Source organism: uncultured Sneathiella sp. (assembly GCF_963973085.1).
In the GTDB taxonomy this organism is placed as follows: Bacteria; Pseudomonadota; Alphaproteobacteria; order Sneathiellales; family Sneathiellaceae; genus Sneathiella.
Genome location: NZ_CAXAXA010000004.1, coordinates 413,207 through 437,334, shown reverse-complemented (window position 1 = coordinate 437,334; position 24,128 = coordinate 413,207). Strand labels below are relative to the sequence as shown.

Here is a 24,128-nt window from a genome sequence, read left to right as displayed (position 1 = left end):
TACTTTTCTCCTCAGTCCACCAGCCGGAAGGCACGGTAGTAAGGGTTGTCTTTTAGGAGGCCAAAGAGCCGCAAACTCTGCCCATCATATTTGCCTGGGTAAAACAGCACCAGCGGCGTGCCCCCCATGAGCGAATGCAAGTTATTAAGCAGATTGTGGGTGCGGACGAGCGGGTATGCGGCACCAACACCCGATACTATAATCAGGTCATGTTCTGAGGGAAGTGCTTTCTCGACGAGTGCCTTTGCCAGCTTGGTGGCGTCCAGCGGCGCCTTGAGTGCTTTGAGGGCGGCATCGCCGCCCTTCGTTCGCTGCATCTCGACTGCCCGATCATAGAGCTTTCGATTCTTTAGGTAGTCAACGACAAGCTTCCACAGGTTCACGTGCTGAACACGCAGCTCGGGACGCCGTTTAGCGATCTGGGAGAGGACAAACTGGATGTGCTCACGTACAACTAGCTCCTCCTTGGGATCGTAGTCGAACGCGTAGAACGGGATTTCTCCAGACAACTTTCGACCAGAGAGGAAGTCGTCGGAGGTCACTCTGTCGAGAATCTTGTTCAGGCGCTCGTCGAGATCAGTCATAGTGCCACCTGCATTCTCTCAATCACGTACCGCTCATCTTGCTCACGCAAATAGGCCAGCACCTCGGATGACATCTGGACGGGCTGCAGCCGGTAGGTCTTCGTATCAGTGATGAATCCAACCTCCTTCAGAATCTGGAAGATGCTGTCACCGAGCTTATTGGTCGTTGCGTCATTCCAGGCCGGCATAGCTTCGTCTTCGTTGCGAAGATGCTCGACAAATTCGAGCCATAGCTTACGCGGCAGATCGTGCTTGAACGTACGGAATTGTTCTTTGACAACACGATCTAGGAATGCAGCAAGAATAGCGCTGTGCTTGATGGCAGCCGCAAAAAGCGCGTGCGAGGCAGCCTCTTTTGATCCACCCCGCACGATCTCCCAAAGACCCGGCCCCATGGTTTGAAGTCTCGCCCTCAGAAGTGACGCTTGGCGCATCGCCGTGCCTGGCGACCGTTTTTGCAATACGTTCTGCTCTTCAATCGCTTGGCGCCACTCCTCCGCTGAAACTTTGTCCAGCAAGAGTGCGGCCACAATGCGGCTCTCTTGAAGTTTTAGAGAACCACCCGCGATATCTGCCTTGTATCGGGATTTGGTCATTTTGCTCATTCTGACCAAAAGGCCATTCGCGGTTGACCATAGTTTGGAAAGACTCGCCACGAGCGCCGCCGGCGACGAGATCGTTGATGCGGTTCTCTATCTTCTCGGCCTAACCTTCTGATCGTCTGTCCGCCGTCCGATCGACACATTGCTTCCTGACTCTGCGTCTGCATCCGTCCCCATTGTGTTGTTAAGTTTATGTATATAGTCACGTATAAATTCTCGGATGACCTGCACGGCGGGCTTGTCCTCAACCATGCAGGCGTCTAAAAAGCTCTCCCGCAATTCACACATAACATGGATACGAAGCATTATTTCTTTCATTGGACGATAGTGTAACCAAGGGGCACACGTTTGTGTAGTGTTTTGATAATTTTGTTAAATTTCTTGCCGAGGAACTCTGCATGCTAAGTCGTGGCGATTACAGTTTCAACATCATTGGTAGTGCTTTTCAACTCTGGTGCCCTACCGGCGGCTGTCAGGTACGCGATTGTTTGTGCATGGTTCGGTGCAGGTGGAGAGACCTGACTCCAAGCCCTGCGAGTGATGGTTCGACAATACGATCTCTTGGCTATGGTGTGGTTTAAAGTCCTGGAAGGACTACAGCTGTAGGGATGGATGCAGCGGGGGCCCTTACGAAGAGGGTATTGTAGTACAACACATATCTTTTGGTCAGTCTTAATGCTAGAATATAGTACATTAAAGAGCTCTCCCTATTGAGCTATGGTCCTAGTAACAGCGGGCTCGCCACTAACTTTCATAATTATGTGGATTCAATCTTGTCGGCATGTCTGGCTGCACAGCATATATCGAAGCATTCTTTGTCTCACGACGGAGACTATATACGCCGTAATCTGTAAGTTCGTGCTTACCTAATGCTTACCTTACAATGAGCGGTTAATATTTAATTTTTATAACTCATTGAAAAGATTGGCGCACCCGACACGATTCGAACGTGTGACCTCTGCCTTCGGAGGGCAGCGCTCTATCCAGCTGAGCTACGGGTGCTGAGATGAGGCCCTTGCTATAGCCCAAGCGTGCCCATGTTGCAACGATTTTAGGTTACAGCTGGTGTCGAAAAGCTCGTGGGGTCAGCGGTTGCGTTTCAACTGGTCAATTGACGCTTTATGTCCAGCCTTTTTGCGGTTTGCGGTGACTGTTGTAGCAAGATCACTGCCATGAGGATCGGAAGTCCCCTTTTTTAGAGCTTTCTCTCCTTCCACACGTTGGTGTCGCCGCTGCTTTATATTCTGCAGGCGTTCAATATCCGATTGCATTGGCATGGAACACTCCTTTCTGAACATTATGCTTTGGTAATTCATAATTTAGTTCGGACGAGTGCATATGCCAACCAGCCATCTTAAAAAAACCGCCAATAAACTTATGGAAAATCTACTTTTCGGCCATTCTTGACAACCATCCGGTGATTTTTCTTCGCTGCTGCCATCAATATGTCTTGAGCCGGGTTTCCATTCACGATCAGCATATCGGCCTTAAATCCCGGCTTTATCTGGCCGCGATCGTTAAGTTCCATGAGCCCATGTGCGACGGATGTTGCGCTCTTGAGGGCGTCAACCGGTGCCATGCCGCAGTCAACCATATAAGCCATTTCCATGGCATTCTCGCCGTGAAGATTAAAGGGTGTTCCAGCGTCCGTGCCCATGGCAATTTTGCCACCGGCTTTATAAAACATCTTGAAACTCTCCTTGTGCTTTTCAAAGACACGCCGTGATTTTTCCACGACATAGTCGGCGATGCCGTTGTCCGCATTGTTGAGGATGTTCTGGACAGCCGCGAGTGTCGGCACGAGATAGGTCCCGCGTTCCATCATTGCATCGAGGCACTCCTGATCCATGAAAATGCCATGTTCAATCGAGGTGATACCGGCTTTTACAGCGTTCATTATTCCCTCTGCTCCTTGCGCATGGCTGGCCGACGTTTTGTGGAAGCGTTTGGCTTCGCTAACGCCCGCGTTCATTTCCTCAGCGGAATAATGCGCGTCTTCAGGATTGACGCGTGGCGTCATGACACCGCCGGTGGCCATGATCTTGATCAGATCGCTGCCCGCATGAATTTGCTCGCGCACGGCTTTAACGACTTCATCGCATCCATCGGCAATTCGGCCATTTCTGTTGCCGTGGCCGCCTGTCATGCAGATCATTTTTCCGGATGCCATGATATTCGGGCCAAAAAATCTGCCGCTGTTGCAGGCATCGCGGACCGGGAATTCCAGATACTCGCGGCCACCACAATCGCGTACAGCCGTGATGCCGGACTTGAGGGACAGCTGGGCGTTTTCGAGTACGCGCAGTGTGATCTCGCCAGGATTCACGCCTTCAATACTACTGCGCGGGTCGGCTTCCCCTTTATAGACCAGATGGACGTGACAATCCGCAATTCCGGGCATTAGAGTGCCGCCGCTGGTATCAACCCGCTCGCCCTGATAATCGGAAAATTTCTCCGCAGGTGCCACATCCTTAATTGTATCATCATCTACCAGGACGGCATGGCCTTTCAGCAGCTCGCCTGTACCGTCGAAAATGTCGCCGCCACTATACAAAATGGATGTCATCTCTGTTCGTCCTTATTATTGTTTTCTTTCAATCAATCATGCCATGAAGAGGGAGCTAAATACCAATAAAAAAGGGTGCGAAGACCACTTGGTCGGCCATGGTTCGCAAATTATTTTTCAATGGAAATTACTTGCCTGACGTCATTTGCAGGAAAGCGTCCTCCAAGTCAGGCTCTTCGGTTGTCAAGTCGATAACATCCAACTGGTCATCTGTCACAGCTTTCAGGATCTTCGCCATTTTCGTATCGCTGGGTCGGAAGCTAATATTAATCCGCCTGCCATGAGACAGGGTCGCATTGAATTTTTTGAGATTTTCCGGGACTTCCGTAATGTCTTGGCCAAGGAGAAGGCAGACATTCTTCATGTCGAGTTTCCCTAGGAGGCTACCCGTCGGTTCGCAGGCGACGACTTCACCATGATTGATGATGGCAATGGTATCGCAAAGCTCCTCTGCCTCCTCCAGATAGTGCGTAGTGAGGATAATTGTTGTTCCGTCTTCGTTCAGTTTTTTGATATAGGTCCAAAGTTGCTGCCGCAGTTCAATATCCACGCCTGCTGTGGGCTCATCAAGGATCAGGACCTCCGGACTATGAACCATGGCTTTTGCAACGAGGAGCCGCCGCCGCATCCCGCCAGAGAGGGTACGCGCATAGACATCGGCTTTATCTCCCAATCCCATAGCGTCCAGAATTTCGTCAGTACGTCTTTTTGATTTAGGAACCCCGTAAAGCCCTGCCTGGAACTCCATAACTTCTCGCGGTGTAAAAAATGCGTCCAGGTTGAGTTCCTGCGGTACGACACCGACGGCACTTCTTGCGGCGCGCATGTCCATTTCAGTGTCGAATCCGCATATGCGAACCTCTCCGCTTGTCTTGTTGACCAGACCCGCGATGATATTGATCAGTGTGGATTTTCCTGCGCCATTGGGTCCGAGAAGACCAAAGAATGATCCCCGCGCAACTTCAAGGTCGATACCTTTTAACGCGACCTTGTCCGGAGTCGGTCCTTTGATTTTATATGTCTTTTTCAGATCCTGCACTTGCAGGGCCGGAATCGGTGAGGGAGTTTCAGTCATTCTGTTATATTCTTCAGCATACATTTGTTTTCAGTGTTGTCCTAAATCCAGAAAGTGAGCGCAAGTGGTATAACCAAGATAGTCAGCAGTGTGGATGCCATGATGTAACTTGCCACATCGGAAGCATGTCCATTCTGGTAACGCTCGACCCAAGGATAGGTTGCGACGGAAGCGGGCATCAGGCACATAAATATGAAAACGCCGCGCGTTGTGCCTTCAAAACCAAAGAGCCACACAATCATATAGGCAACCCCGGATGCCATGGCAATATGGAAGACGGAAAGATAGCTGCCAATGATGATCCCTTTGGGGCGAAGAGTAGTAAGCGTATAGCCGAGTGTAACCATTCGTTCGCGCCGAGCCATTTCTCGGTTGCGTCCTTGTCCCCAATCGATATCATCCATGCGTTACTGAAAGTAGCGGGGAATGATTGCTACTGATAAAATCGATAACCAGCGTTAATCAGACGAAGAAGTGAGACGGCTTATGCAAGCTATTGAGACGATTGAAGTAGATAGCCCCAAAGTTGCCTGTGACGGCGGCAAAGGTCCGCTTGGTCATCCGCGTGTTTTTCTCAATATGGGGGATAAAGGCGCGGTGGAGTGCCCTTACTGCAGCCGTTATTACGTTTTGAAGGCGGGTGCAAAAGTTTCCGGCGGGCACTAACCCTCATCGATACCGGCGGCAAATAAAGTAAAAAGCAGAGAAGCGGCATGACCGAACCTGACGTCACGGGCGATCCGAACCAAAAGCACAGAATATATCTGGTCGATGGATCGGGGTATATTTTCCGCGCTTACTTTGCGATGATTCGCGGTCGGCAGCCGATGTCTCGGTCTGATGGCACCCCAACGGGGGCGGTTCTCGGTTTTTCAAACATGCTGTTCAAGCTAATTCAGGATACGCAAGCCGATGGACGGGTCAGTCATCTTGCCGTGATATTCGACACCAGCCGCAAGACATTTCGCTCCGAAATTTTCCCTGACTATAAAGCCAATCGCGATGCGCCGCCCGAAGACCTGATCCCGCAGTTTCCGCTGGTAAGGGATGCGACGCGCGCGTTTAACGTCCCGGCGATCGAGAAAGAAGGGTTTGAGGCGGACGATATCATTGCCACCTACGCGGCGCAGGCGCGGGCCAAGGATATGGAATGTGTCATTGTTTCATCGGATAAGGACCTGATGCAGCTTGTCGGGGGAGATGTCATGATGCTTGACCCGATGAAAAACAAGATGATTGGCACTGATGAAGTGCTGGAGAAATTCGGCGTTGGACCGGACCGGGTGATAGACGTTCAATCCCTCGCCGGGGACAGTGTCGATAATGTTCCGGGTGTGCCGGGAATTGGTATCAAGACCGCAGCTCTCTTGATCAATGAATTCGGTGATCTTGATACTCTGTTGGAAAGAGCCGGAGAAATTCCGCAAAAGGGCCGCCGTGAAAAGCTGCTTGAAAATGCGGATATGGCCCGGGTCAGCCGTGATCTGGTGACGCTCAAAAATGATGTTGATCTTGATATCGACGTTATGGATTTAACGGTGCAAATGCCGAACGCGGCCGACTTGATTGCGTTCCTCAAAGAAAATGAATTCAAGCAGCTTACCGGTCGGGCAATGGAGTTTTTCGGGGAGTCATTCAGGGAGGAAGCGGCAGCCCTTCCTGACGATGTACCAGAAGAGACGGGCACTGGGGCGCCGAAGGTTGAGGATATTCACTACACAACGATCCTTGATATGGAAACGCTCAATTTTTGGATAAAAGAAGCCGAGCGAGTCGGGCAGGTGGCGGTGGATACGGAAACGACCTCGTTGAATGCCATGCAGGCATCGCTTGTCGGCATATCTCTTTCCATACACCCCGGGCGGGCTTGCTATATTCCTGTTGGCCATGTGGGGGCAAGAGAACAGGCCGGTTTCGATTTTGATGGTGCGGCGGAGAAAGACAAGGACGATATGCCCCGGCAGCTTCCAAAAAAGGATGTGCTGGCAGCTTTAAAACCTCTTTTGGAAGATCCGGGTGTGCTGAAGATCGGCCAGAACATCAAGTATGATATGGTAATACTGTCGCAGGAAGGAATTGATGTCGCGCCGATCGACGACACGATGCTGCTTTCCTATTGCCAGGAGGCCGGATTGCATGGCCATGGTATGGATGAGCTGTCGGAGCTGCATTTCAATATCAAGCCGATACCGTTCAAGGAAGTGGCCGGTACGGGCAAGTCTCAGATTACGTTTGCCGAGGTCCCTATCGACAAAGCGACAGAATATGCTGCGGAAGACGCGGATATTACCCTGCGCCTGCATCAGGTCTTGAAACGAAAATTGGTTCAGGCCAAAGCCGTTGATTTGTACGAGACAATAGAGCGACCGCTTGTCCCGGTTATCGCGAAAATGGAGCAGGAGGGCATCAAGGTTGATGCCAAGCTGCTCAGCACGCTTTCAACCGATTTCGGTGACCGTATGGAGGGGCTGGTAAAGGAGATTCACGATCTCGCAGGAGAGGAATTTAACGTCGGTTCTCCAAAACAGCTCGGGGAGATCCTGTTTGACAAGATGGGACTTTCTGGCAGCAAGAAGGGCAAAACCGGCGCCTATACGACAGACGTAAATGTGCTGGAAGGGCTGGCGGCAGATGGGGTCGAGCTGGCGCAGAAAGTGCTCGACTGGCGGCAGCTTTCGAAGCTGAAAAGTACTTATACAGACGCCTTGCAAGGTCAGATAAACGGAAAAACCGGTCGTATACACACATCCTTCTCGCTGGCGGCTGCCTCCACCGGGCGTCTGGCTTCGAGTGAGCCCAATGTGCAGAATATCCCGGTGCGAACGGAGGAGGGGCGTAAACTGCGTCAGGCCTTTATCGCGGAGCCGGGCAACAAGCTGCTAAGCGCCGATTACTCACAGATTGAGCTTCGGTTGCTCGCCCATATTGCGGATATCAATTCGCTCAAAGAAGCCTTCGCCGAAGGACTTGATATCCATGCGAAAACAGCTTCGCAGGTATTTGGCGTGGCGATGGAAGGCATGGATCCGATGATGCGCCGATCTGCCAAAGCCATCAATTTCGGTATAATATACGGCATCAGCGCTTTTGGTCTCGCTCGGCAGCTCGGTGTCTCCCGTACGGAAGCGCAAGGCTATATCGACCAGTATTTTGTCCAGTATCCGGGTATCAAGGATTATATGGAAAATACCAAAGCTTTCTGTCGCGAGCATGGTTTCGTGCAAACCATTTTTGGCCGGAAAGTACATTTACCGGGAATAAATGACAAGAATGGGGCTCGCCGCAGCTTCTCTGAGCGGGCGGCCATCAACGCACCCATTCAAGGGTCCGCGGCGGATATTATCAAGCGCGCCATGATCCATGTGCCAAGCGCGCTGGATGACGCGAAGCTCTCGGCCCGAATGCTTCTGCAGGTACATGACGAACTGATCTTCGAAGTTGTGGAGGACGAGGTGGACGATACGATAACTCTGGTTAAATCGGTGATGGAAAAGGCGTCGCTTCCTTCGATCGAGCTTTCCGTGCCGCTGATTGCGGATGCCGGTGTGGGCGATAACTGGGGTGAAGCTCACTAAGACCCATTTCAGCAACAAGTTGCTCCGTCATTCGTTGGCAGGTAGGGTGGTGGAACTTTAGTTTCCTGAAAGTAGGCTTTCATGCTCGAAACGGCTCTTATCGCCTTTACAACGTTTTTTGCGACTATCGGACCGTTGGACATAGCGGCGCTATTTGCAGCTCTGACGGTTAACTCGACACCGCGCGAGCGTCGCCAGATGGCCATCAAGGGGACCTTGATTGGCGGCGGAATTTTGCTGTTTTTTGCATTGTTCGGTAAGGCGGTCCTGACGAGTTTCGGCATAACCCTGCCAGCGTTGCAGGCATCCGGCGGGATATTATTGCTGCTGATTGCAATTGATATGGTGTTTGCCCGATCGTCCGGTAGTACGACCACGACGGAAGAGGAAAATGTCGAGGCTCAGGGAAAAACGGATGTTTCGGTGTTCCCGCTCGCAACGCCTCTGATTGCCGGGCCGGGCGCCATTGGTGCAGCAATCCTTTTGGTCGCGGACGCAAAGGGCGATACTGTCGAAATTTCGATAGTGGTTGGTGTTCTGCTCGGCATGCTCTTGCTGACCCTGGTTCTGATGCTGCTTGCATCTCAGGTTCAAAAGTTGTTGGGGATCACAGGCCTTCACGTGATCTCCCGTGTTGTGGGTGTCCTGCTTGCCGCGTTGGCCGTCCAGTTTATTTTCAACGGTATTCGGGACAGCGGGCTTCTCGGTTGAGCGAGTATTACCGTCTTTCCCCATATATACCGATTGGTAAGTATTTGCTTCTACAATCCGATATATCGATGAAGCCGGAACATTAATAGAGGTACGAGGGTCATGCTCAAACTCGCCAAGACATTTGCTGCCAGTGCGGTACTTGCGATTGCTATTGCTGCGCCTGCGCAATCAGCGTTCATGACTTGGACAACGGATTTACCAACGGTTGATACCGGCGTTCTTTCCCCAACAACCACTGTGGGCACCGTTTATGAAAATCTGACCACCTCAGTTAAAAACAAATATCGTTCTCCCTGGCAGGGGGCCGTGCTTGACGGGACTGGTTCCTACACATCGGTTCAGAAATCCTCTTACGCGTCATACATACTCGATAAAGGGCATTCCTCGGTTGAGTTCATGTGGGGCTCCGTCGACAATTATAATGGCCTTGAGTTTTATTATCAGGGCAGCTGGGTTGATGCGCTTTATGGGGACGATGCCGCGCTTGATGGGGTTAATAAGGGCCTCGGTTTTATTGTCGCTTCCGTTATCGCCAATGGCGTCTTTGACGAGGTACGCTTTACATCGGGAAGCAATGCCTTTGAATATGCAAATCTGACGGTTTCGGCCGTACCACTCCCGGCGGCATTTCCGCTTTATGGTGCAGGCCTTGCCCTCATCGGCTTTATTGGATGGCGCAAGCGCCGTAAAGCCGCTGGAATCGCAACGTAATCATTAGGAAAGGCGGTTGTTCAAACCGCCCTTCTGGTCTCACACGTATCTATTTATAAATCCGGCCAGGTCTTTGTTTGTATCGGGGCAGGGACCAGGCAAAAAGAATTGCTCCCGCACGAAGAGAAAATCCGACGAAAATACCCGCACAGGCGGCTATAAGCGGCGAAACCTCGAACGCGGTGACCGCGAAAACATAAACTGCCGCACTCGCAAGAGCGGCCGTCGCGTAAATTTCCTGCTTTAATAGCAAAGGCGCTTCATCGGCAACCAAATCGCGGATCAATCCTCCAAATGTAGCCGTTATCATGCCAAGGACAATCGAAACCAGAGGACTGATGCCGCTGGCCAGCGCTATTTCGGCGCCCAACACTGCGAAGGCGACCAACCCGGCGGCGTCCGCCCAGATCAGAAGCACATATCGCCTTTGAACTCGGGAGGCAAAGAAATATATGGCTAGGGCGATTACCAGACATACGATCAGATAACGTTGATCAGCAATCCAGAATACTGGGCGATCCAGGATCAGGTCACGCAGGGTTCCGCCGCCGATCCCGGTAAAGGTGGCCATCATGCCGAAACCAATCAGGTCCATTTCCTTGCGGCTGGCGACAAGGCTTCCGGTTGCCGCGAAAACCGCGACACCGATCAAGTCCAGAATGATAATGAATTCAGCAAACATCTCGCCCCCCGATCAGAAAGGCGCAGTGTCCGTCAGAACGGGGGAAAGCGCAAGTTCGCAGGAATGCAGCTTAAAGCATCGCCTGCAGGACCCGGTCTGGCGGCGTGTGGCCATCGATAAAGGTCTTGATATTGATCAGCACCTTTTCTCCCATGTCGATACGCCCTTCGACTGTCGCCGACCCCATATGTGGCAGCAGGATGACATTGTCGAGTTCCAACAAGCGCGGATTGACAGCAGGTTCATGCTCGAACACATCAAGGCCGGCGCCGGCAATCTTTCCATTGCGCAGCAAGCGGGTTAAGGCGTTCTCGTCGACAACTTCGCCGCGTGAGGTATTGACCACATAGCAGCTTGGTTGCAGAAGGGCCAGGCGGCGTGCATTCAGGAGGTGGAATGTCGCCGGGGTATGCGGACAGTTCACCGAAACAATATCCATCCGGGCGAGCATCTGATCAAGGCTTTCCCAATAGGTCGCTTCCAGTTCATTCTCGATATAATCAGGTAAGCGGTTACGATTATGGTAATGAATGGAAAGTCCGAAGGCGCGTGCGCGACGGGCGACAGCCTGACCAATCCGGCCCATTCCGATAATACCCAGTCTTTTTCCCCAGATCCGGTGACCGAGCATGCCTGTCGGCGACCAGCCTTTCCAACTTGCGGAACGCATCAACCGCTCTCCCTCTGTCAGGCGGCGCGGGACAGCCATAATTAGAGCCATGGTCATGTCGGCCGTATCCTCGGTCAATACGCCGGGCGTATTGGTGACGGTAATATTGCTCTGGCGGGCGGTCGCGAGGTCGATGTGGTCGACACCGGTGCCGAAACTAGCGATCAGCTTCAGATTGGGGTTGGTCTGACTGAGGACACCAAGATCAATTTTGTCGGTCACGGTTGGCACGAGAACATCCGCCGTTTTAACTGCCTCGATCAGTTGACTTTGGGTCATCGGCGTATCGTCATGGTTCAGCCTGGTATCGAAAAGCTCCATCATGCGGGTTTCGATGACATCCGGAAGCCTTCTGGTAACAACAACGACTGGTTTCTTCTGGGGCATTTGGCGACTCACTTGTTTCTGGATTTTGGCATGACCAACAGACTTTATCTAGCAGATAGCGTTAGCGGATACAATTGCGACCTTGGGGAAAAGGACATGGATTTTGCGCACTTGACCATCTACCCTCTTGCACGGCATAAGATGAGCGGCTTCCTGTTAAATCTGAGAGTATCACCATCTTGAAACGCAGTATCGTATTAATTGGGATTATTATTTCCTTTCTTCTCACCACGCCCGCCATCGCAGGGCCGACCGGAGTCGAGACAGGATTACCTTTGCCCCGGTTTGTCTCTCTTTCCTCCGACAAGGTGAATGTTCGTGCCGGACCCGGAACCCGGTATCCGATCAAATGGGTTTTTGTCCGTCAGGGCTGGCCGGTAGAGGTTATTGAAGAGTATGAGTTGTGGCGGCAGATCCGCGATATCGAGGGGGCGATTGGCTGGGTTCATCGCAATCTGGTCAGTAACCGACGGACTCTCATAATCACGGAAGATGTCCGTGCGGTCTATGAAGAGCCGGACGAGAGCAGTCCGGTTGTGCTGCTCGCGGAGCCTGGCGTCGTTGGCAAGCTGGATGAATGCGATGGCCGCTGGTGCGAAATAGAAGTTGCCGGACTAACCGGCTGGCTGTTGGCCTCGCATTTCTATGGTGTCTACGCCAATGAGAAAATCCGTTAAGACCTAGTTAGTCATCCAGATCTTCGGCAAGAGCGCCTCTGGTTGCTCCCTTTATAACGGCGATATGTCCATAATTGTCATGGGAAACGCCAATCTGGACGTCAAGCTCAGGGTTCTTGAAGGCTTTCTTCTGAGCGTCGGTCATTGGGAAGTGGAGGAAATGTATGGATGACGCTTTACCATCGTCCGTCGTGCGCTCTACGTCATCTTCAGCGACTGCGGCGATTTTCTCATCGCCGATTGCAAGGTAAATCGTCTTCTCGATATGACCGAGCTTCCGCAGCATGAAATCCCGGCGCACCGGATCGTCAATTTCAATCATGAAGGTGGCGACCAACTCCGATCCGTTTGGAATAAGCGGATTGTATGCCGATAGTTCGTCCTGAAGCTGTTCGTCGCCACCTTGCTCGATATACAGCATTTCCTGAATTTGCGACCACATCGTGTCGTAGTTTTCAAAGTACAGCGTTGCAAAGGGACCGATTTCCAGCCGACGATTTTTCTTTATCGGAATAAGCTTCTGCTTATGCTCTTTTCGAATCTTCTTGTACTCTGCGATGGGCAGAATATCGTCCGGTGTGATCTCGCGCTTTTTCAAGGCAGTCATGATCATTATTCCTTTCAGAGGCCGTAGGCTTTGGCCAGCAATTCAATAGGATGCAGCGCGGTTCTTGTGCTAACTGCATCCGAATCGAGTCTTTCAATTCCCTGCATCAGATGTTCAGCCGCTAGCGGGCATTCTGACGCGATATATTTTGCATTTGTCGTCATGGCCGTTCTTGCGGCGGGCTTTCCGACTTTCAAGGCGATTTCGTAATTCCCTTTCATGATACCCCAGGAGCCACCATGGCCAGAGCACCGTTCAACAATCTTGACGTCGGCGTCGGGAATAAGGCGGAGAATTTCGGCTCCCTTTGCGCCCATATTCTGGGCGCGCGCGTGACAGGCGAGATGCACCGCCACGCTGTCCCCGATCGGCGTCATACCCGGTGCAATGCCTTCCTTCTTGGCAAATTCCATCACATATTCAGACACATCGAAAGTGGCTTTTGACAGTCTTTCCACAGCAGGATTACCAGGCGCAAGGAGGGGCCATTCGAATTTCAGCATCAAGGCGCAGGAAGAGACGAGGGCGATAACGTCATACCCCTGGTCAATCCAGCTTCCGAGCTCAGTCGAGACCTTCTCCGCGTTGGCCACAACGCCTGCAAGGTCACCTTGCTCCATCAAAGGCATTCCACAGCAGCCGGGGTATACGACTTCCGTTTCCACTCCGTTCTTGGCAAGAACCTTGCGCGTAGCCTCACCGATATCCGGATTATTGTAGTTGCCAAAGCAAGTGGCATAGATCACCGCCTTACGGCCAAAGGCCGGGGCATCTTTGTTAATTTCAATGGGGTTTTCCCGGGCATATTTTTCAAAAGGTTTCGACTGGTATTTCGGCAAGGCCGCATGTCTATCGATTCCAAGCGTTGTTTCAATAATACCGCGGGTCAAGCCGTTTGACGTTTTGGTTGCCCAGTTCGCGATTGGTGCCACCGGCGCGGCCAGTTTGCCATTCCGATCAGTTTTTGAGAGTTCGCGGCTGACGAAGCTATCCTCGCCGTTCTTTTTTTCGACCGCCCGGTACCTCAGCATCAGATGCGGAAAGTCGAGGTTGAATTCATGAGGTGGCACATAGGGGCATTTTGTCATGAAGCACATGTCACAAAGTGTGCAGGCATCTACGACAGGCTTGAAATCCTCTGAAGCGACAGAATCAAGTTCTTCGGTTTCCGATTCATCGATTAGATCGAAAAGTCTGGGGAAAGAGTCGCAAAGGTTAAAACAACGTCGGCAACCATGGCAAATGTCGAATACGCGACGGAGTTCCTCGTCCAGCTTCTGTTCATCATAAAAATCAGGATTGTTCCAGTCGATGTTATGCCGTGTCGGCGCGTCAAGACTTCCTTCGCGCATAATATTCCCCTGAATATAGTTGGTTTGTTTAGGGTAGCGAGGTCGTTCCCCCGCTACCCTGCATGACTTGGAAGCCGGAGGGGCGTCTTATGTGTCGAGAGTATCAAGCGCCTTCTGGAAGCGGCCGGCGTGGCTTTTCTCGGCCTTGGCGAGGGTTTCGAACCAATCCGCGATCTCATCATGGCCTTCTTCGCGGGCGGTTTTCGCCATACCCGGATACATATCCGTGTATTCATGCGTTTCGCCAGCGATAGCCGCTTTCAGGTTGTTGTCCGTGCCGCCGATCGGAAGGCCGGTTGCGGGGTCGCCGACGGCTTCGAGATATTCCAGATGGCCGTGGGCATGACCGGTTTCACCTTCTGCAGTCGAGCGAAAAACCGTTGCTACATCATTATAACCTTCAACATCGGCTTTCTGCGCGAAGTAGAGATAACGGCGATTAGCCTGGGATTCACCGGAAAAGGCATCTTTCAGATTTTGTTCAGTTTTGCTTCCCGCTAGAGACATGAAGTCCTCCTGGAATGAAATTTTGGAATGAATCTGTTCAAGCTGAACAGGATTACTCCAATAATATAGGTCCTGGAAAATAGACTGTCAATTGATTAGAATTCTTCTAAACAAGAAAATTGCAAAAGGCCGCGGGCCTTTAATTGCGGACTGAATTGACCCTTACGATAACGTCGACACTGCTGATTTCCATTCCTTGCGGTAGGGGCGGAATATTATCAACCTTGAGATCACTTTTTTCAATGTCTTCCAGCGTTCCGGTTTCTTCATGGAAGAAGTGATGGTGCGGAGTAATATTTGTGTCGAAATAGGAACGGCTGGAATCCACTACGACTTCCCGTAACAGGCCTGCGGACGTAAACTGATGCAGGTTGTTGTAGATCGTTGCTAGGGAAATAGAGACACCGGCATCCATCGCTTCGCTATGCAAGCGTTCTGCTGTTATATGCCGGTTTCCTCGTGAATAAAGCAACTGAGCGAGTGCCAGACGCTGTTTCGTCGGACGCAATTGCGCGTCTCTTAGCTTTTTCTCTAAAATGACCAGTTCTGATTGTGACATAAGACAATACTCTATATTTGGCCTTCCCGCTGAAGGGCATCAACAGCAATATATAGTACTTATTTTAATAATTCAAATCTGCAATAGGGGTTTTTCGCTATTTTCCTGTCATTATCCGGTCAATAAGCTGTTTTACGGTTGGAATGAAGCCATTCGCATAGAAAGGATCATTGGCGAACCGATAGGCGCCATGCCCGGCAAACATCAGGTTATTCTCTATGTTTGCTTCTGAATGGATAACATCCTGAAGGGTTTTTTGAATACAGAAGCTTCTCGGATCGGCTTTGCGCCCCGTGTTGCCCTTTTCACCTTCTGCCCAGTTCGAAAACTTGCATTGAGACAGGCAACCCATGCAGTCTATCTGGTCTTTCCGGATTTCCGCCATTTTCTCCGGTGCCACGAAAATGAGAGTCGAATCTGGCGTTTTCAGAGCTTCTGTAAAGCCTTCCGCAACCCAACCTTCCGCCCGGCCTTTGTCTTCCGCTGTCAGGTAGACTTCGCGCTTGCGGGCGCCAATGCCGAAGGAGGTATCATGAGCGCCAATCGGTTCATTTGAAAAAGCGACCTGGCGCTCTGAACGGGCCTTCAGCTCATCCAGAAAATCATTGCGTACAGCGGAGGACCAGAAGCCTGTCGGGCTGAATTTGTTGAGAAAAACATCGCCCTTTTTCAGAGTTCCCAGCTTTTTCTTCCAGGCGTCCGAAATAGGGCTTTCCTTGGTCAAAAGGGGCCGTGTTCCAAACTGAAAGGCGATAGGTCCGATTTCAGGATTGTCGAGCCAGTCTTCCCAATCCTCTATATGCCAGACACCGCCAGCCATGATGATTGGTACATTGTTGAGGCCAATTTCATTCATCAACTTGCGAAGTTCAGCAACCCGGGGATACGGATCTTCTGGTTTGAGCGGATCTTCGACATTGCTCAGGCCGTTATGACCACCCGCCAGCCAGGGATCCTCATATACAACGCCGCCAAGCCAGTCAGAGAATTTGTGATAGGCCCGTTTCCACAACGCGCGAAAAGCGCGTGCCGAGGAGATAATCGGATAATAGTGGACTTTGTAGTCGGCTGCAATCTGCGCAATCCGGTAGGGCATACCGGCACCGCAGGTTATCCCGTGAATGAGGCCTTTCGTACCTTCCAGTACGCCGTGAAGTATGCGCTCTGCACCGCCCATTTCCCAGAGAACATTCATATGGATGCGGCCGTTTCCACCTGAAAGTTCATGGGCGAGTTTGGCCTGGGTAATCCCGCCCTGAATACCATATGCGACCAGCTCGTCATGCCGGTCTCGCCGTGTACGTCCGTGGTAGACTTGTGGAATGATATTCCCGTCTTCGTCAAAACTGTCAGCGTTAACGCCGGAAAAAGTAGCGACTCCGCCCGCGGCAGCCCATGCGCCGGAGCTCTGTCCTGAAGACACAGCAATTCCTTTACCCCCTTCAATCAGGGGCAGGACTTCCTTGCCGGACAGCATTATCGAATTCAACGGCTTCACAAGATTATTCCCACGTCTGCATACGAAAGCATTAACCTAACACTTAAGGCATGGAGGCCCAAGCATCAAGAGACAACTAAAATTAAGGGCGGCCGGAAAAACATCCGCAACCGCCCTCAAAAATCGGGTTTTGCCAGAGGCTGTCAGCCTAGTCTTTCGCGTCGGCTTTTTCCTCATCCGCGAGAACGGCTTTCATCGACAGTCTGACTTTGCCGCGACCATCAATTTCAAGGACTTTCACGCGGACTTCATCCCCTTCGTTGACAACATCGGTTACCTTGCCGACGCGCTGCGGCGCAAGTTCAGAAATATGAACAAGACCATCGCGGTTGCCAAAGAAATTCACAAAAGCACCAAAATCGACTACTTTCACTACTTTACCTGTATAGGTAACGCCAACTTCGGGATCGTCAACAATAGATTTGATCCAGTTGATGGCCGCATCGGCACTTTCCGTAGTTGTCGCGGCAACCTTGACGGTCCCGTCATCTTCGATATCGATTTTAGCGCCTGTCACTTCACAGATTTCGCGAATGACCTTGCCGCCTGTTCCGATGATATCACGGATTTTGTCCTTATGGACCTGCAGCTGCGTAATTCGCGGTGCTCCGTCACGAACGCCATCACGGGCACTGTCAATTGCCTTGCCCATCTCTTTCAGGATGTGCAGGCGTCCTTCAGTCGCCTGAGCGAGCGCGATACGCATGATTTCCTCTGTAATTCCGGAAATCTTGATATCCATCTGCAGCGAGGTGATTCCCTTGTCAGTACCGGCAACCTTGAAGTCCATGTCGCCCAGGTGATCTTCATCACCCAGAATATCTGAAAGGACAGCAAACTGACCGTCCTCTTCAAGGATCAGCCCCATGGCGATACCGGCCACCGGACGATCGAGCGGGACACCCGCATCCATCAGCGCAAGCGACGTTCCACATACAGTTGCCATAGAGGAAGAACCGTTTGATTCAGTTACTTCCGAGACAATCCGTAGAGTGTAGGGGAATTTATCTTTTGCCGGTAGCACTGGATGGATAGCCCGCCAGGCCAATTTGCCATGGCCGACTTCCCTGCGTCCGGTAAAGCCGATACGACCGACTTCGCCAACAGAATAGGGCGGGAAGTTATAATGGAGCATGAAATTCTCACGATATTCACCTTCCAGCGCATCGACGATCTGTTCATCCTGTCCGGTACCAAGGGTGGCCGCAACCAGTGCCTGAGTTTCACCTCGGGTGAAAAGTGCAGAGCCATGGCTACGGGGCAGGGTGCCGATTTCCGCGATGATCGGTCGGACTGTTTTTGTATCGCGACCATCAATACGACTACCTGTCGCAATAATATTGCCGCGAACAATCTTTTTCTCGATCTTTTTAAGGATTCCGGCAGCTTCTTCGCGTTCATCTTCTTCAAGATCCGCAATTGTGGCATCCTTTACGGCGGCCACTTTTTCCGTACGGGTTTGTTTTACCTGTTCCTTGTATGCATCCGTAAGGGCTGTTTCAGCTGCGGCCTTCACCTTCGCTTCCAGATCCTTGTCTGTCTCTTCCGGCGCGAAGTCCCATGGTTCTTTTGCACAGGCTTCGGCAAGCTCAATGATCGCGTTCAGGACGGTCTTCATTTCACGATGGCCGTACATAACAGCGCCCAGCATTTCTTCTTCGCTGAGCTCATGCGCTTCCGATTCGATCATCAGGACCGCTTCTTCAGTGCCCGCAATTATGAGATCGAGCTTGGTATCAGCCATCTGTGCGGCGACCGGGTTAAGAACATATTCCCCATTGACGAAGCCGACACGTGCGGCGCCAACCGGACCCAGGAACGGAATTCCGGAGATTGTCAAAGCAGCAGAGGCACCAACGAGGGCGACGACATCTGGGTCGTTCTCCATATCATGGGCCAGCACGGTGCAGATAACCTGGGTTTCATTCTTGAAACCGCTTACGAAGGACGGGCGCAATGGCCGGTCAATCAGCCGCGACGTCAGAGTTTCTTTTTCACTCGGACGGCCTTCGCGTTTAAAAAAACCACCTGGAATCTTGCCGGCGGCAAATGCTTTTTCCTGATAGTTGACGGTGAGCGGGAAAAAATCCAGCCCCGGCTTTTTGGTTTTCTGGGCGACTGCCGTACAAAGAACCTGTGTGCCGCCGTAGGTGATCATTACTGCGCCGTCAGCCTGACGAGCGACTTTTCCGGTTTCCAATACGAGCGGACGTCCGCCCCACATCACTTCCTTGCGATGTACTTCAAACATTTTTTTTCCTTCCAACGCAGGAACGACCCCATGCCGTCCTGCCAAATCTGAGACCCTGTGTCTCAGCCATTTTCATATACTTATGTTATTTTCGTTTTGACAAGCCGTGCTTCCAAAACGCGGCAAACGCCGACGTGCAAAGGGACAAGCCCAGAGCAAGCACCGGCGTTTGTTGGGAATGCGGCCCGATTTTCGAGCCAATGCATCTTTTTTACTTACGAATACCAAGAGCCTTGATCGTCTTCTGGTAACGTGTTTCTTCGACTTTCCGAAGATAATCGAGCAGACGGCGACGACGACTAACCATTTTCAGCAAACCACGTCGCGAATGCACATCGCCTTTATGTTCCTTGAAATGGTCTGTCAGGTTGCCGATCCGTTCGGTCAGAATGGCAATCTGCACTTCCGGGGAGCCGGTGTCCCCTTCGTTCGTGGCATATTCCTTGATCAGTTCTGCTTTTCTTTCTGCAGTGATCGACATCGGTGTCTCCTAGGTTACAAATTAAAAATACGGACAGGATACAAACGCTCGGACTCGATTTTCGCGATACCGACCGGAATGTCTCCTTCCATGGCGCAGACAACTCCGTCTGCTTGATTTGGGACTGCCACGTCATTGCCGTGCCGCAAGCGAAAAGCTTCCGGTTCCGTCACGGCCAGTGCCGGGATGTCGTCCAGCGCGGTCGTAAGGGGGAGCAAGTCCACAAATTTGGCGGGACACTGCCACAGCTTTGCCAACTTATCCAGAGAAATCGCATCTGCTTCTGAAAAAGGACCGACACGAACTCGGCGAAGAGTTGACAAATGTGCCACAGTCCCAAGTTTGATGGCCATATCTCGTGCAAGAGCGCGGATATAGGTGCCTTTTCCACATGAAACTTCAAAGATGGCATGATCATTATCAATGACCCTGATCAGGCTCAGGCTTTCTATGTGCACATCCCTTACCGGCATGTCAAGATCAGCACCGGCGCGCGCCAGCTTGTAGGCTCGCTCACCTCCGATCTTGATGGCTGAGAAGGCGGGCGGTTGCTGTCGGATTGTGCCGATAAATTCTGGCAGGAGTTTCTGGATTTCATCCGTCGCCGGCCGGATGTCAGAACTTCTAACAACCTCGCCTTCAATATCATCAGTGTTGCGCGCTTCGCCCCAACGGACAGTAAAGCGATACTCTTTTGTCTCATCTACAATATACCCGACGGTCTTGGTCGCTTCGCCAAGGGCAATTGGCAAAATCCCGGTTGCAAAAGGATCCAGGGTGCCGGCATGTCCGACTTTTTGTGCATTTGTAATGCGCTTGATGCGCCCGACAACCTGCGCCGAGCTGAGCCCTGCATCCTTGTCAATATTTAACCATCCGTGAATGGGGGTGCCACGCCGCTTTCTTGCCATCCGGGATTATTGCGACTCTTCTGGGGGTCTGTTTTTTCGAATGAGCGCGTCTATGTGATCGCCGTAGTCGAAGGAATCATCTTTTCTAAACGCCAGCCGGGGCGTGAATTTCATTGTAAGCTGACGCCCCACCTCCGCCTGTATGACGGCACCGGTACGATTAAGGCCGGCAATGACTACATCTTCATTAATGCCGCCAAGAGTGGTCACATAAACGGTGGCATTCCGCATATCGGGACTCGGTTTGACTTCCGTAATGGTGACGGAAGCTCCCGCAACATCCGGGTCATGGATCAGGTCGCGCGCCAGCACACCGGCGATAATGTGGCGGAGTTCCTCCCCCACACGCAACTGCCGTTTGCTCGCGGGCCGAGGCCCTCGTTTGGAATGTGCCATGGGAATTCTCCCGCGATTAAATGCGATGCCTTCGTTAAACGGGACTAGAGCTGACGTGCAACTTCCTCAACTTCGAAGCATTCAATAAAATCACCGACCTTCAGGTCATGGTAATTTTCGAACGCCATGCCGCACTCCATGCCCGACTTGACCTCTTTCACCTCATCCTTGAAACGTTTGAGGGTTGAAAGCGTCCCTTCATGGATCACGACGTCATCGCGCAGAAGGCGTACTTTCGCCCCTCGCTTAACGTTGCCTTCCGTTACCATGCAGCCGCCGATTTTTCCGACCTTCGAAATATTGAAGACTTCGCGGATTTCCGCATAACCGAGGAAATTCTCGCGCAAAGTCGGAGCCAGCATGCCAGAAAGCATCGCCCTCATATCATCAATGACATTATAGATCACTGAATAATATTGAATATCAATGCCCTGCTGCGCGGCTTCGTCTCGCGCCTGCTTGTTAGCACGGGTGTTGAAGGCAATGATGATGGCTCGCGATGCCGCCGCCAGGGCCACATCGGATTCCGTAATACCACCCACACCTGAGAGGAGAATCTTCACCGCCACTTCGTCAGTACCGAGACCTTCCAGTGCACTGGTTATCGCCTCGGCCGAGCCTTGGACATCTGCTTTGATGACAACAGGCAACTCATCGGCTGTGCCTTCCTTGATCGCGGTGAACATTTGTTCAATCGTTCCACGAGCCGTTGCTGTGACTTTCTTCGTTTTATCAAGGCGCTGTCGATAGGTCGCAATTTCCTTGGCCTGACCTTCCGTCTCGGTGACGACAAAATCATCACCTGCCGCAGGTGTGCCCTGAATACCCAATACCTCGACCGGAACGGACGGACCTGCTTCTTCAACATTCTGGCCGCGATAGTCGAGCAATGCACGTACCTTGCCCATTGCCGTGCCCATCACGAAGTAATCACCGACATGCAGCGTTCCGCGGTTCACGAGAACGGTCCCGACCATACCTCTGCCGGTTTCCAGCTTCGCCTCAACAACCGTGCCATGGGCCGAGCGGTTGGGGTTGGCGTTCAACTCTAGCAGTTCTGCCTGCAGCAGGATCGCTTCCTGGAGTTTATCAAGACCGTCGCCGGTTTTTGCGGACACTTCCACATCAAGTACATCGCCGCCCATGTCTTCCACGAAAATTTCGTGCTGAAGCAGTTCCTGACGAACCTTGTTTGGGTCGGCTGCGGGTTTGTCACATTTATTGATGGCGACAATAATCGGCACCTTGGCAGCCTTTGCATGCTTGATAGCTTCAATCGTTTGCGGCATCACGCTGTCATCGGCCGCGACCACCAGAATAACGATGTCTGTCACTTGCGCGCCGCGCATCCGCATGGCCGTAAAGGCTTCATGCCCGGGCGTGTCTAGGAACGTAATAACTTCGCCCGAAGCGAGCGTCACCTGATAAGCACCAATATGCTGAGTAATACCTCCGGCTTCACCCGAAACAACATCCGATTTACGAAGGGCGTCGAGCAACGACGTCTTACCGTGGTCGACATGGCCCATGACCGCGACAACCGGTGCACGAGGTTGCAGCTCTTCCGGTGCATCTTCAACTTCACCGCCAAGACCAATTTCCACATCGGATTCAGCAATACGGCGCGCTTTATGGCCAAGTTCTTCCACTACAAGTTCTGCGGTGTCCGCATCTATAGTCTGATTGGCTGTCGCCATGATGCCAAGTTTCATTAACGCCTTAATGACATCAACAGACCGTTCCGTCATGCGGTTTGCAAGTTCTTGCACAGAAATAACTTCCGGAATGGTTACTTCACGGAAGATCTTCTGAGGTGGTTCTGCAGATTGCTGCTGTTTCTTACGGGCACGTCGAATAGAGGCGAGCGACCGTTGCTTTGGTCCCCTGTCATCGAGCGCTTCACCAATGGTCAAGCGGCCCGAACGGCGGCGCTGCTCATCGGGTTTGCGAACCGGTGCAGATTTTTCATCACCACCGCGTGCATGTTTGGGCGCCTTCTTGCGGCCCCCGGAGTTGTCTTCACCAGGCCGGTCGTCATCACCTACGGCTCGCAGATTTCTTGGAACCGGCGCACTTGCTTCGCGACGGAGCTCTTCTTCACGCGTTGAAGACTTAACCTTCTCACGATGAACCGCAACTTGGGCGTTCTTGGTCGCGTCGGCCTCTTCCATCAGTCGGCGGGCTTCTTCTTCTTCCGCTTTACGCCGTTCTTCGGGAGAGCGTCGCTTTGCCGTCTTTGCGGGCTCTGCAGGTGACGGAGTTTCTTCTTGCGGTTCTTCTGCGGCTTTAAGCTTTTCTTCCCTGGCTTTGGCCTCTTCCAGGACTTTTCGCTCTTCAGCGTCGCGAATAGACTGCTCGCGCGCGCCGGCAAGCGCTGCGGCACGTGCTGCCTTTTCGTCACTCGTCAGGACAATTTTCGAATCTTTCTTATCCGCGGCTTTCGGCGCTTTGGTCGCCTTATCCTTATTGTCCGTCGCAGTTTTTGCCACATGCAGGGTTTTCTTCGGCCCTGCTGTTGTCGCAGGGGCAGCTGTGGCAGGTTTCTGTCCACCAAGGCCCAATGTGCTGCGCTTCTTGCGCACTTCCACCTGCACGGTCTTGGAGCGACCATGGGTAAAGCTCTGACGGACCTGACTATTGCCGCCAGCAGACTTTTTCGCTTCCAACGGTTTGTTCAGGCTAAGCGATTTACGCCCATCCTTGTCATTTGTCTCAGTCATTCTTACTCCGACACTTCGGTATTTAACCCGCTCCGGCCCCTGAATTGTGTAAGTCGGGAGACCGCAGCTAAAATTTTTCTCTTCAGCGCACCGGCTGTCAAGCCGGCATGTATAACATTTTCACGACCCAAAGCCTGACTTAATTCAGCGCCGCTGAATATATCTATTACGGGCAGCGACCCGGCGATCCGCTTGAGTTTTTGCCGACCATCTGCCGCACCGTCCGAGGCGGCGACAAGCAATGTCGCCTTGCCCGATTTCAGCGCCCTTTCAACCTTGGCAAACCCGACTGTAACCTGTCCGCCCTTGCGACCCAGCCCCAATAACGAGAGGCATTGCTGGGTTAGCGAACGATCAACCTCTGTGATCAAGTCCACCGGAACAACAACCGCCTGTTTTGCCGCCTTTGCAAACAAGCGCTTTTTTACCGCCAGTTCAATCGCATCCGCATCACAGCTAACCCAGATGCCTCGGCCCGGCAAATTCATGCCAATATCATGAACCAACTGACCGCCAGGCGAAACCGCAAAGCGAAGAAGCTGCTCTTTTTCCAGTATCTGCCCTGTGGCTATACACCGGCGCTGCGGATCACTCAAGTCTACT

Annotated in this window: 24 protein-coding genes and 1 tRNA gene; 5 read left to right on the top strand and 20 right to left on the bottom strand. The window is 52.1% G+C overall.

What is annotated here, in order from left to right; genetic code table 11:
* Nucleotides 1-11: 11 nt before the first annotated feature.
* The 7 genes from AACZ19_RS12855 to AACZ19_RS12825 form a co-directional block, all read right to left on the bottom strand.
* Nucleotides 12-584 carry a DUF1788 domain-containing protein gene (locus AACZ19_RS12855; RefSeq protein ID WP_339634536.1) on the bottom strand — a complete coding sequence of 191 codons (573 nt, stop codon included), beginning with the start codon at nt 582-584 and terminating at the stop codon, nt 12-14.
* Nucleotides 581-1,189, bottom strand: coding sequence for a DUF1819 family protein (locus AACZ19_RS12850; protein ID WP_339634533.1), 609 nt, complete (start codon nt 1,187-1,189; stop codon nt 581-583). The genes AACZ19_RS12855 and AACZ19_RS12850 overlap by 4 nt, the downstream gene beginning before the upstream one ends.
* Before the next feature lie 922 nt (nt 1,190-2,111).
* Nucleotides 2,112-2,188 (bottom strand) — tRNA-Arg (locus AACZ19_RS12845).
* Nucleotides 2,189-2,271: 83 nt separating this feature from the next.
* Nucleotides 2,272-2,457, bottom strand: coding sequence for a hypothetical protein (locus AACZ19_RS12840; RefSeq protein WP_339634530.1), 186 nt, complete (start codon nt 2,455-2,457; stop codon nt 2,272-2,274).
* A gap of 104 nt (nt 2,458-2,561) precedes the next feature.
* Nucleotides 2,562-3,752, bottom strand: a complete 1,191-nt coding sequence (locus tag AACZ19_RS12835) for an amidohydrolase family protein (protein WP_339634528.1) — start codon at nt 3,750-3,752, stop codon at nt 2,562-2,564.
* A 127-nt stretch (nt 3,753-3,879) separates the two neighbouring features.
* On the bottom strand, nt 3,880-4,827 hold the full coding sequence (locus tag AACZ19_RS12830; protein ID WP_339634525.1) for an ABC transporter ATP-binding protein: 948 nt from the start codon (nt 4,825-4,827) through the stop codon (nt 3,880-3,882).
* A 41-nt stretch (nt 4,828-4,868) separates the two neighbouring features.
* The gene (locus AACZ19_RS12825) at nt 4,869-5,192 is read right to left on the bottom strand and encodes a hypothetical protein (RefSeq protein WP_339634523.1); all 324 of its coding nucleotides are present in this window, start codon (nt 5,190-5,192) and stop codon (nt 4,869-4,871) included.
* A gap of 121 nt (nt 5,193-5,313) precedes the next feature.
* Here AACZ19_RS12825 and AACZ19_RS12820 point away from each other — a divergent pair, with 121 nt between their 5' ends.
* From AACZ19_RS12820 to AACZ19_RS12805, 4 genes are all read left to right on the top strand, one after another.
* A complete protein-coding gene (locus tag AACZ19_RS12820; RefSeq protein ID WP_339634521.1) occupies nt 5,314-5,493 on the top strand; it encodes a zinc-finger domain-containing protein in 180 nt (59 codons plus the stop codon).
* Nucleotides 5,494-5,540: 47 nt separating this feature from the next.
* Nucleotides 5,541-8,402, top strand: a complete 2,862-nt coding sequence (gene polA / locus AACZ19_RS12815) for a DNA polymerase I (protein WP_339634519.1) — start codon at nt 5,541-5,543, stop codon at nt 8,400-8,402.
* A gap of 81 nt (nt 8,403-8,483) precedes the next feature.
* Entirely contained in the window at nt 8,484-9,113 is a 630-nt protein-coding gene (locus AACZ19_RS12810) for a MarC family protein (RefSeq protein WP_339634517.1), read from the top strand.
* 102 nt (nt 9,114-9,215) lie between these two features.
* Nucleotides 9,216-9,827 (top strand): hypothetical protein, encoded by a 612-nt coding sequence (locus tag AACZ19_RS12805; RefSeq protein WP_339634514.1) that lies wholly within the window; start codon nt 9,216-9,218, stop codon nt 9,825-9,827.
* Nucleotides 9,828-9,876: 49 nt separating this feature from the next.
* On the opposite strand, the gene AACZ19_RS12800 is transcribed toward AACZ19_RS12805, so the two are convergent.
* Together AACZ19_RS12800 and AACZ19_RS12795 are read right to left on the bottom strand one after the other, a co-directional pair.
* Entirely contained in the window at nt 9,877-10,509 is a 633-nt protein-coding gene (locus AACZ19_RS12800) for a trimeric intracellular cation channel family protein (RefSeq protein ID WP_339634511.1), read from the bottom strand.
* A 70-nt stretch (nt 10,510-10,579) separates the two neighbouring features.
* Complete coding sequence (locus tag AACZ19_RS12795) at nt 10,580-11,566, bottom strand: D-glycerate dehydrogenase (RefSeq protein WP_339634508.1); 987 nt, start codon at nt 11,564-11,566, stop codon at nt 10,580-10,582.
* A gap of 179 nt (nt 11,567-11,745) precedes the next feature.
* Here AACZ19_RS12795 and AACZ19_RS12790 point away from each other — a divergent pair, with 179 nt between their 5' ends.
* On the top strand, nt 11,746-12,243 hold the full coding sequence (locus tag AACZ19_RS12790; RefSeq protein ID WP_339634505.1) for an SH3 domain-containing protein: 498 nt from the start codon (nt 11,746-11,748) through the stop codon (nt 12,241-12,243).
* A gap of 7 nt (nt 12,244-12,250) precedes the next feature.
* Here AACZ19_RS12790 and AACZ19_RS12785 read toward each other — a convergent pair whose 3' ends face one another.
* From AACZ19_RS12785 to AACZ19_RS12735, 11 genes are all read right to left on the bottom strand, one after another.
* Complete coding sequence (locus tag AACZ19_RS12785; RefSeq protein ID WP_339634503.1) at nt 12,251-12,850, bottom strand: DUF3501 family protein; 600 nt, start codon at nt 12,848-12,850, stop codon at nt 12,251-12,253.
* A gap of 14 nt (nt 12,851-12,864) precedes the next feature.
* Nucleotides 12,865-14,202 (bottom strand): heterodisulfide reductase-related iron-sulfur binding cluster, encoded by a 1,338-nt coding sequence (locus tag AACZ19_RS12780; protein ID WP_339634501.1) that lies wholly within the window; start codon nt 14,200-14,202, stop codon nt 12,865-12,867.
* An 87-nt stretch (nt 14,203-14,289) separates the two neighbouring features.
* The gene (locus AACZ19_RS12775) at nt 14,290-14,709 is read right to left on the bottom strand and encodes a rubrerythrin family protein (protein ID WP_339634499.1); all 420 of its coding nucleotides are present in this window, start codon (nt 14,707-14,709) and stop codon (nt 14,290-14,292) included.
* Nucleotides 14,710-14,848: 139 nt separating this feature from the next.
* Nucleotides 14,849-15,268 (bottom strand): iron response transcriptional regulator IrrA, encoded by a 420-nt coding sequence (gene irrA / locus AACZ19_RS12770; protein WP_339634498.1) that lies wholly within the window; start codon nt 15,266-15,268, stop codon nt 14,849-14,851.
* A 97-nt stretch (nt 15,269-15,365) separates the two neighbouring features.
* Nucleotides 15,366-16,766 carry a nitronate monooxygenase gene (locus tag AACZ19_RS12765; RefSeq protein WP_339634497.1) on the bottom strand — a complete coding sequence of 467 codons (1,401 nt, stop codon included), beginning with the start codon at nt 16,764-16,766 and terminating at the stop codon, nt 15,366-15,368.
* 148 nt (nt 16,767-16,914) lie between these two features.
* Complete coding sequence (gene pnp, locus AACZ19_RS12760; protein WP_339634495.1) at nt 16,915-19,017, bottom strand: polyribonucleotide nucleotidyltransferase; 2,103 nt, start codon at nt 19,015-19,017, stop codon at nt 16,915-16,917.
* A 211-nt stretch (nt 19,018-19,228) separates the two neighbouring features.
* Complete coding sequence (gene rpsO, locus AACZ19_RS12755) at nt 19,229-19,498, bottom strand: 30S ribosomal protein S15 (RefSeq protein WP_339634493.1); 270 nt, start codon at nt 19,496-19,498, stop codon at nt 19,229-19,231.
* A gap of 14 nt (nt 19,499-19,512) precedes the next feature.
* Nucleotides 19,513-20,409: a tRNA pseudouridine(55) synthase TruB gene (gene truB / locus AACZ19_RS12750; protein ID WP_339634491.1), complete on the bottom strand. Its 897-nt coding sequence runs from the start codon at nt 20,407-20,409 to the stop codon at nt 19,513-19,515.
* Between the two features lie 6 nt (nt 20,410-20,415).
* The gene (rbfA, locus tag AACZ19_RS12745) at nt 20,416-20,805 is read right to left on the bottom strand and encodes a 30S ribosome-binding factor RbfA (protein WP_339634488.1); all 390 of its coding nucleotides are present in this window, start codon (nt 20,803-20,805) and stop codon (nt 20,416-20,418) included.
* Nucleotides 20,806-20,849: 44 nt separating this feature from the next.
* Complete coding sequence (gene infB, locus AACZ19_RS12740) at nt 20,850-23,525, bottom strand: translation initiation factor IF-2 (protein ID WP_339634486.1); 2,676 nt, start codon at nt 23,523-23,525, stop codon at nt 20,850-20,852.
* 2 nt (nt 23,526-23,527) lie between these two features.
* Entirely contained in the window at nt 23,528-24,121 is a 594-nt protein-coding gene (locus AACZ19_RS12735) for an RNA-binding protein (RefSeq protein ID WP_339634484.1), read from the bottom strand.
* Nucleotides 24,122-24,128 lie beyond the last annotated feature (7 nt).

Bases quoted from the DNA above. Each gene is read 5' to 3' on its own strand.
- AACZ19_RS12800 (WP_339634511.1), bottom strand. From the start codon at position 10,509: ATGTTTGCTGAATTCATTATCATTCTGGACTTGATCGGTGTCGCGGTT.
- rbfA (WP_339634488.1), bottom strand. From the start codon at position 20,805: ATGGCACATTCCAAACGAGGGCCTCGGCCCGCGAGCAAACGGCAGTTG.
- pnp (WP_339634495.1), bottom strand. From the start codon at position 19,017: ATGTTTGAAGTACATCGCAAGGAAGTGATGTGGGGCGGACGTCCGCTC.
- irrA (WP_339634498.1), bottom strand. From the start codon at position 15,268: ATGTCACAATCAGAACTGGTCATTTTAGAGAAAAAGCTAAGAGACGCG.
- AACZ19_RS12775 (WP_339634499.1), bottom strand. From the start codon at position 14,709: ATGTCTCTAGCGGGAAGCAAAACTGAACAAAATCTGAAAGATGCCTTT.
- AACZ19_RS12840 (WP_339634530.1), bottom strand. From the start codon at position 2,457: ATGCAATCGGATATTGAACGCCTGCAGAATATAAAGCAGCGGCGACAC.
- truB (WP_339634491.1), bottom strand. From the start codon at position 20,409: ATGGCAAGAAAGCGGCGTGGCACCCCCATTCACGGATGGTTAAATATT.
- infB (WP_339634486.1), bottom strand. From the start codon at position 23,525: ATGACTGAGACAAATGACAAGGATGGGCGTAAATCGCTTAGCCTGAAC.
- AACZ19_RS12855 (WP_339634536.1), bottom strand. From the start codon at position 584: ATGACTGATCTCGACGAGCGCCTGAACAAGATTCTCGACAGAGTGACC.
- AACZ19_RS12830 (WP_339634525.1), bottom strand. From the start codon at position 4,827: ATGACTGAAACTCCCTCACCGATTCCGGCCCTGCAAGTGCAGGATCTG.
- AACZ19_RS12780 (WP_339634501.1), bottom strand. From the start codon at position 14,202: ATGCGCGAAGGAAGTCTTGACGCGCCGACACGGCATAACATCGACTGG.
- rpsO (WP_339634493.1), bottom strand. From the start codon at position 19,498: ATGTCGATCACTGCAGAAAGAAAAGCAGAACTGATCAAGGAATATGCC.
- AACZ19_RS12810 (WP_339634517.1), top strand. From the start codon at position 8,484: ATGCTCGAAACGGCTCTTATCGCCTTTACAACGTTTTTTGCGACTATC.
- AACZ19_RS12805 (WP_339634514.1), top strand. From the start codon at position 9,216: ATGCTCAAACTCGCCAAGACATTTGCTGCCAGTGCGGTACTTGCGATT.
- AACZ19_RS12850 (WP_339634533.1), bottom strand. From the start codon at position 1,189: ATGAGCAAAATGACCAAATCCCGATACAAGGCAGATATCGCGGGTGGT.
- AACZ19_RS12785 (WP_339634503.1), bottom strand. From the start codon at position 12,850: ATGACTGCCTTGAAAAAGCGCGAGATCACACCGGACGATATTCTGCCC.
- AACZ19_RS12835 (WP_339634528.1), bottom strand. From the start codon at position 3,752: ATGACATCCATTTTGTATAGTGGCGGCGACATTTTCGACGGTACAGGC.
- AACZ19_RS12825 (WP_339634523.1), bottom strand. From the start codon at position 5,192: ATGGCTCGGCGCGAACGAATGGTTACACTCGGCTATACGCTTACTACT.
- AACZ19_RS12795 (WP_339634508.1), bottom strand. From the start codon at position 11,566: ATGCCCCAGAAGAAACCAGTCGTTGTTGTTACCAGAAGGCTTCCGGAT.
- AACZ19_RS12820 (WP_339634521.1), top strand. From the start codon at position 5,314: ATGCAAGCTATTGAGACGATTGAAGTAGATAGCCCCAAAGTTGCCTGT.
- polA (WP_339634519.1), top strand. From the start codon at position 5,541: ATGACCGAACCTGACGTCACGGGCGATCCGAACCAAAAGCACAGAATA.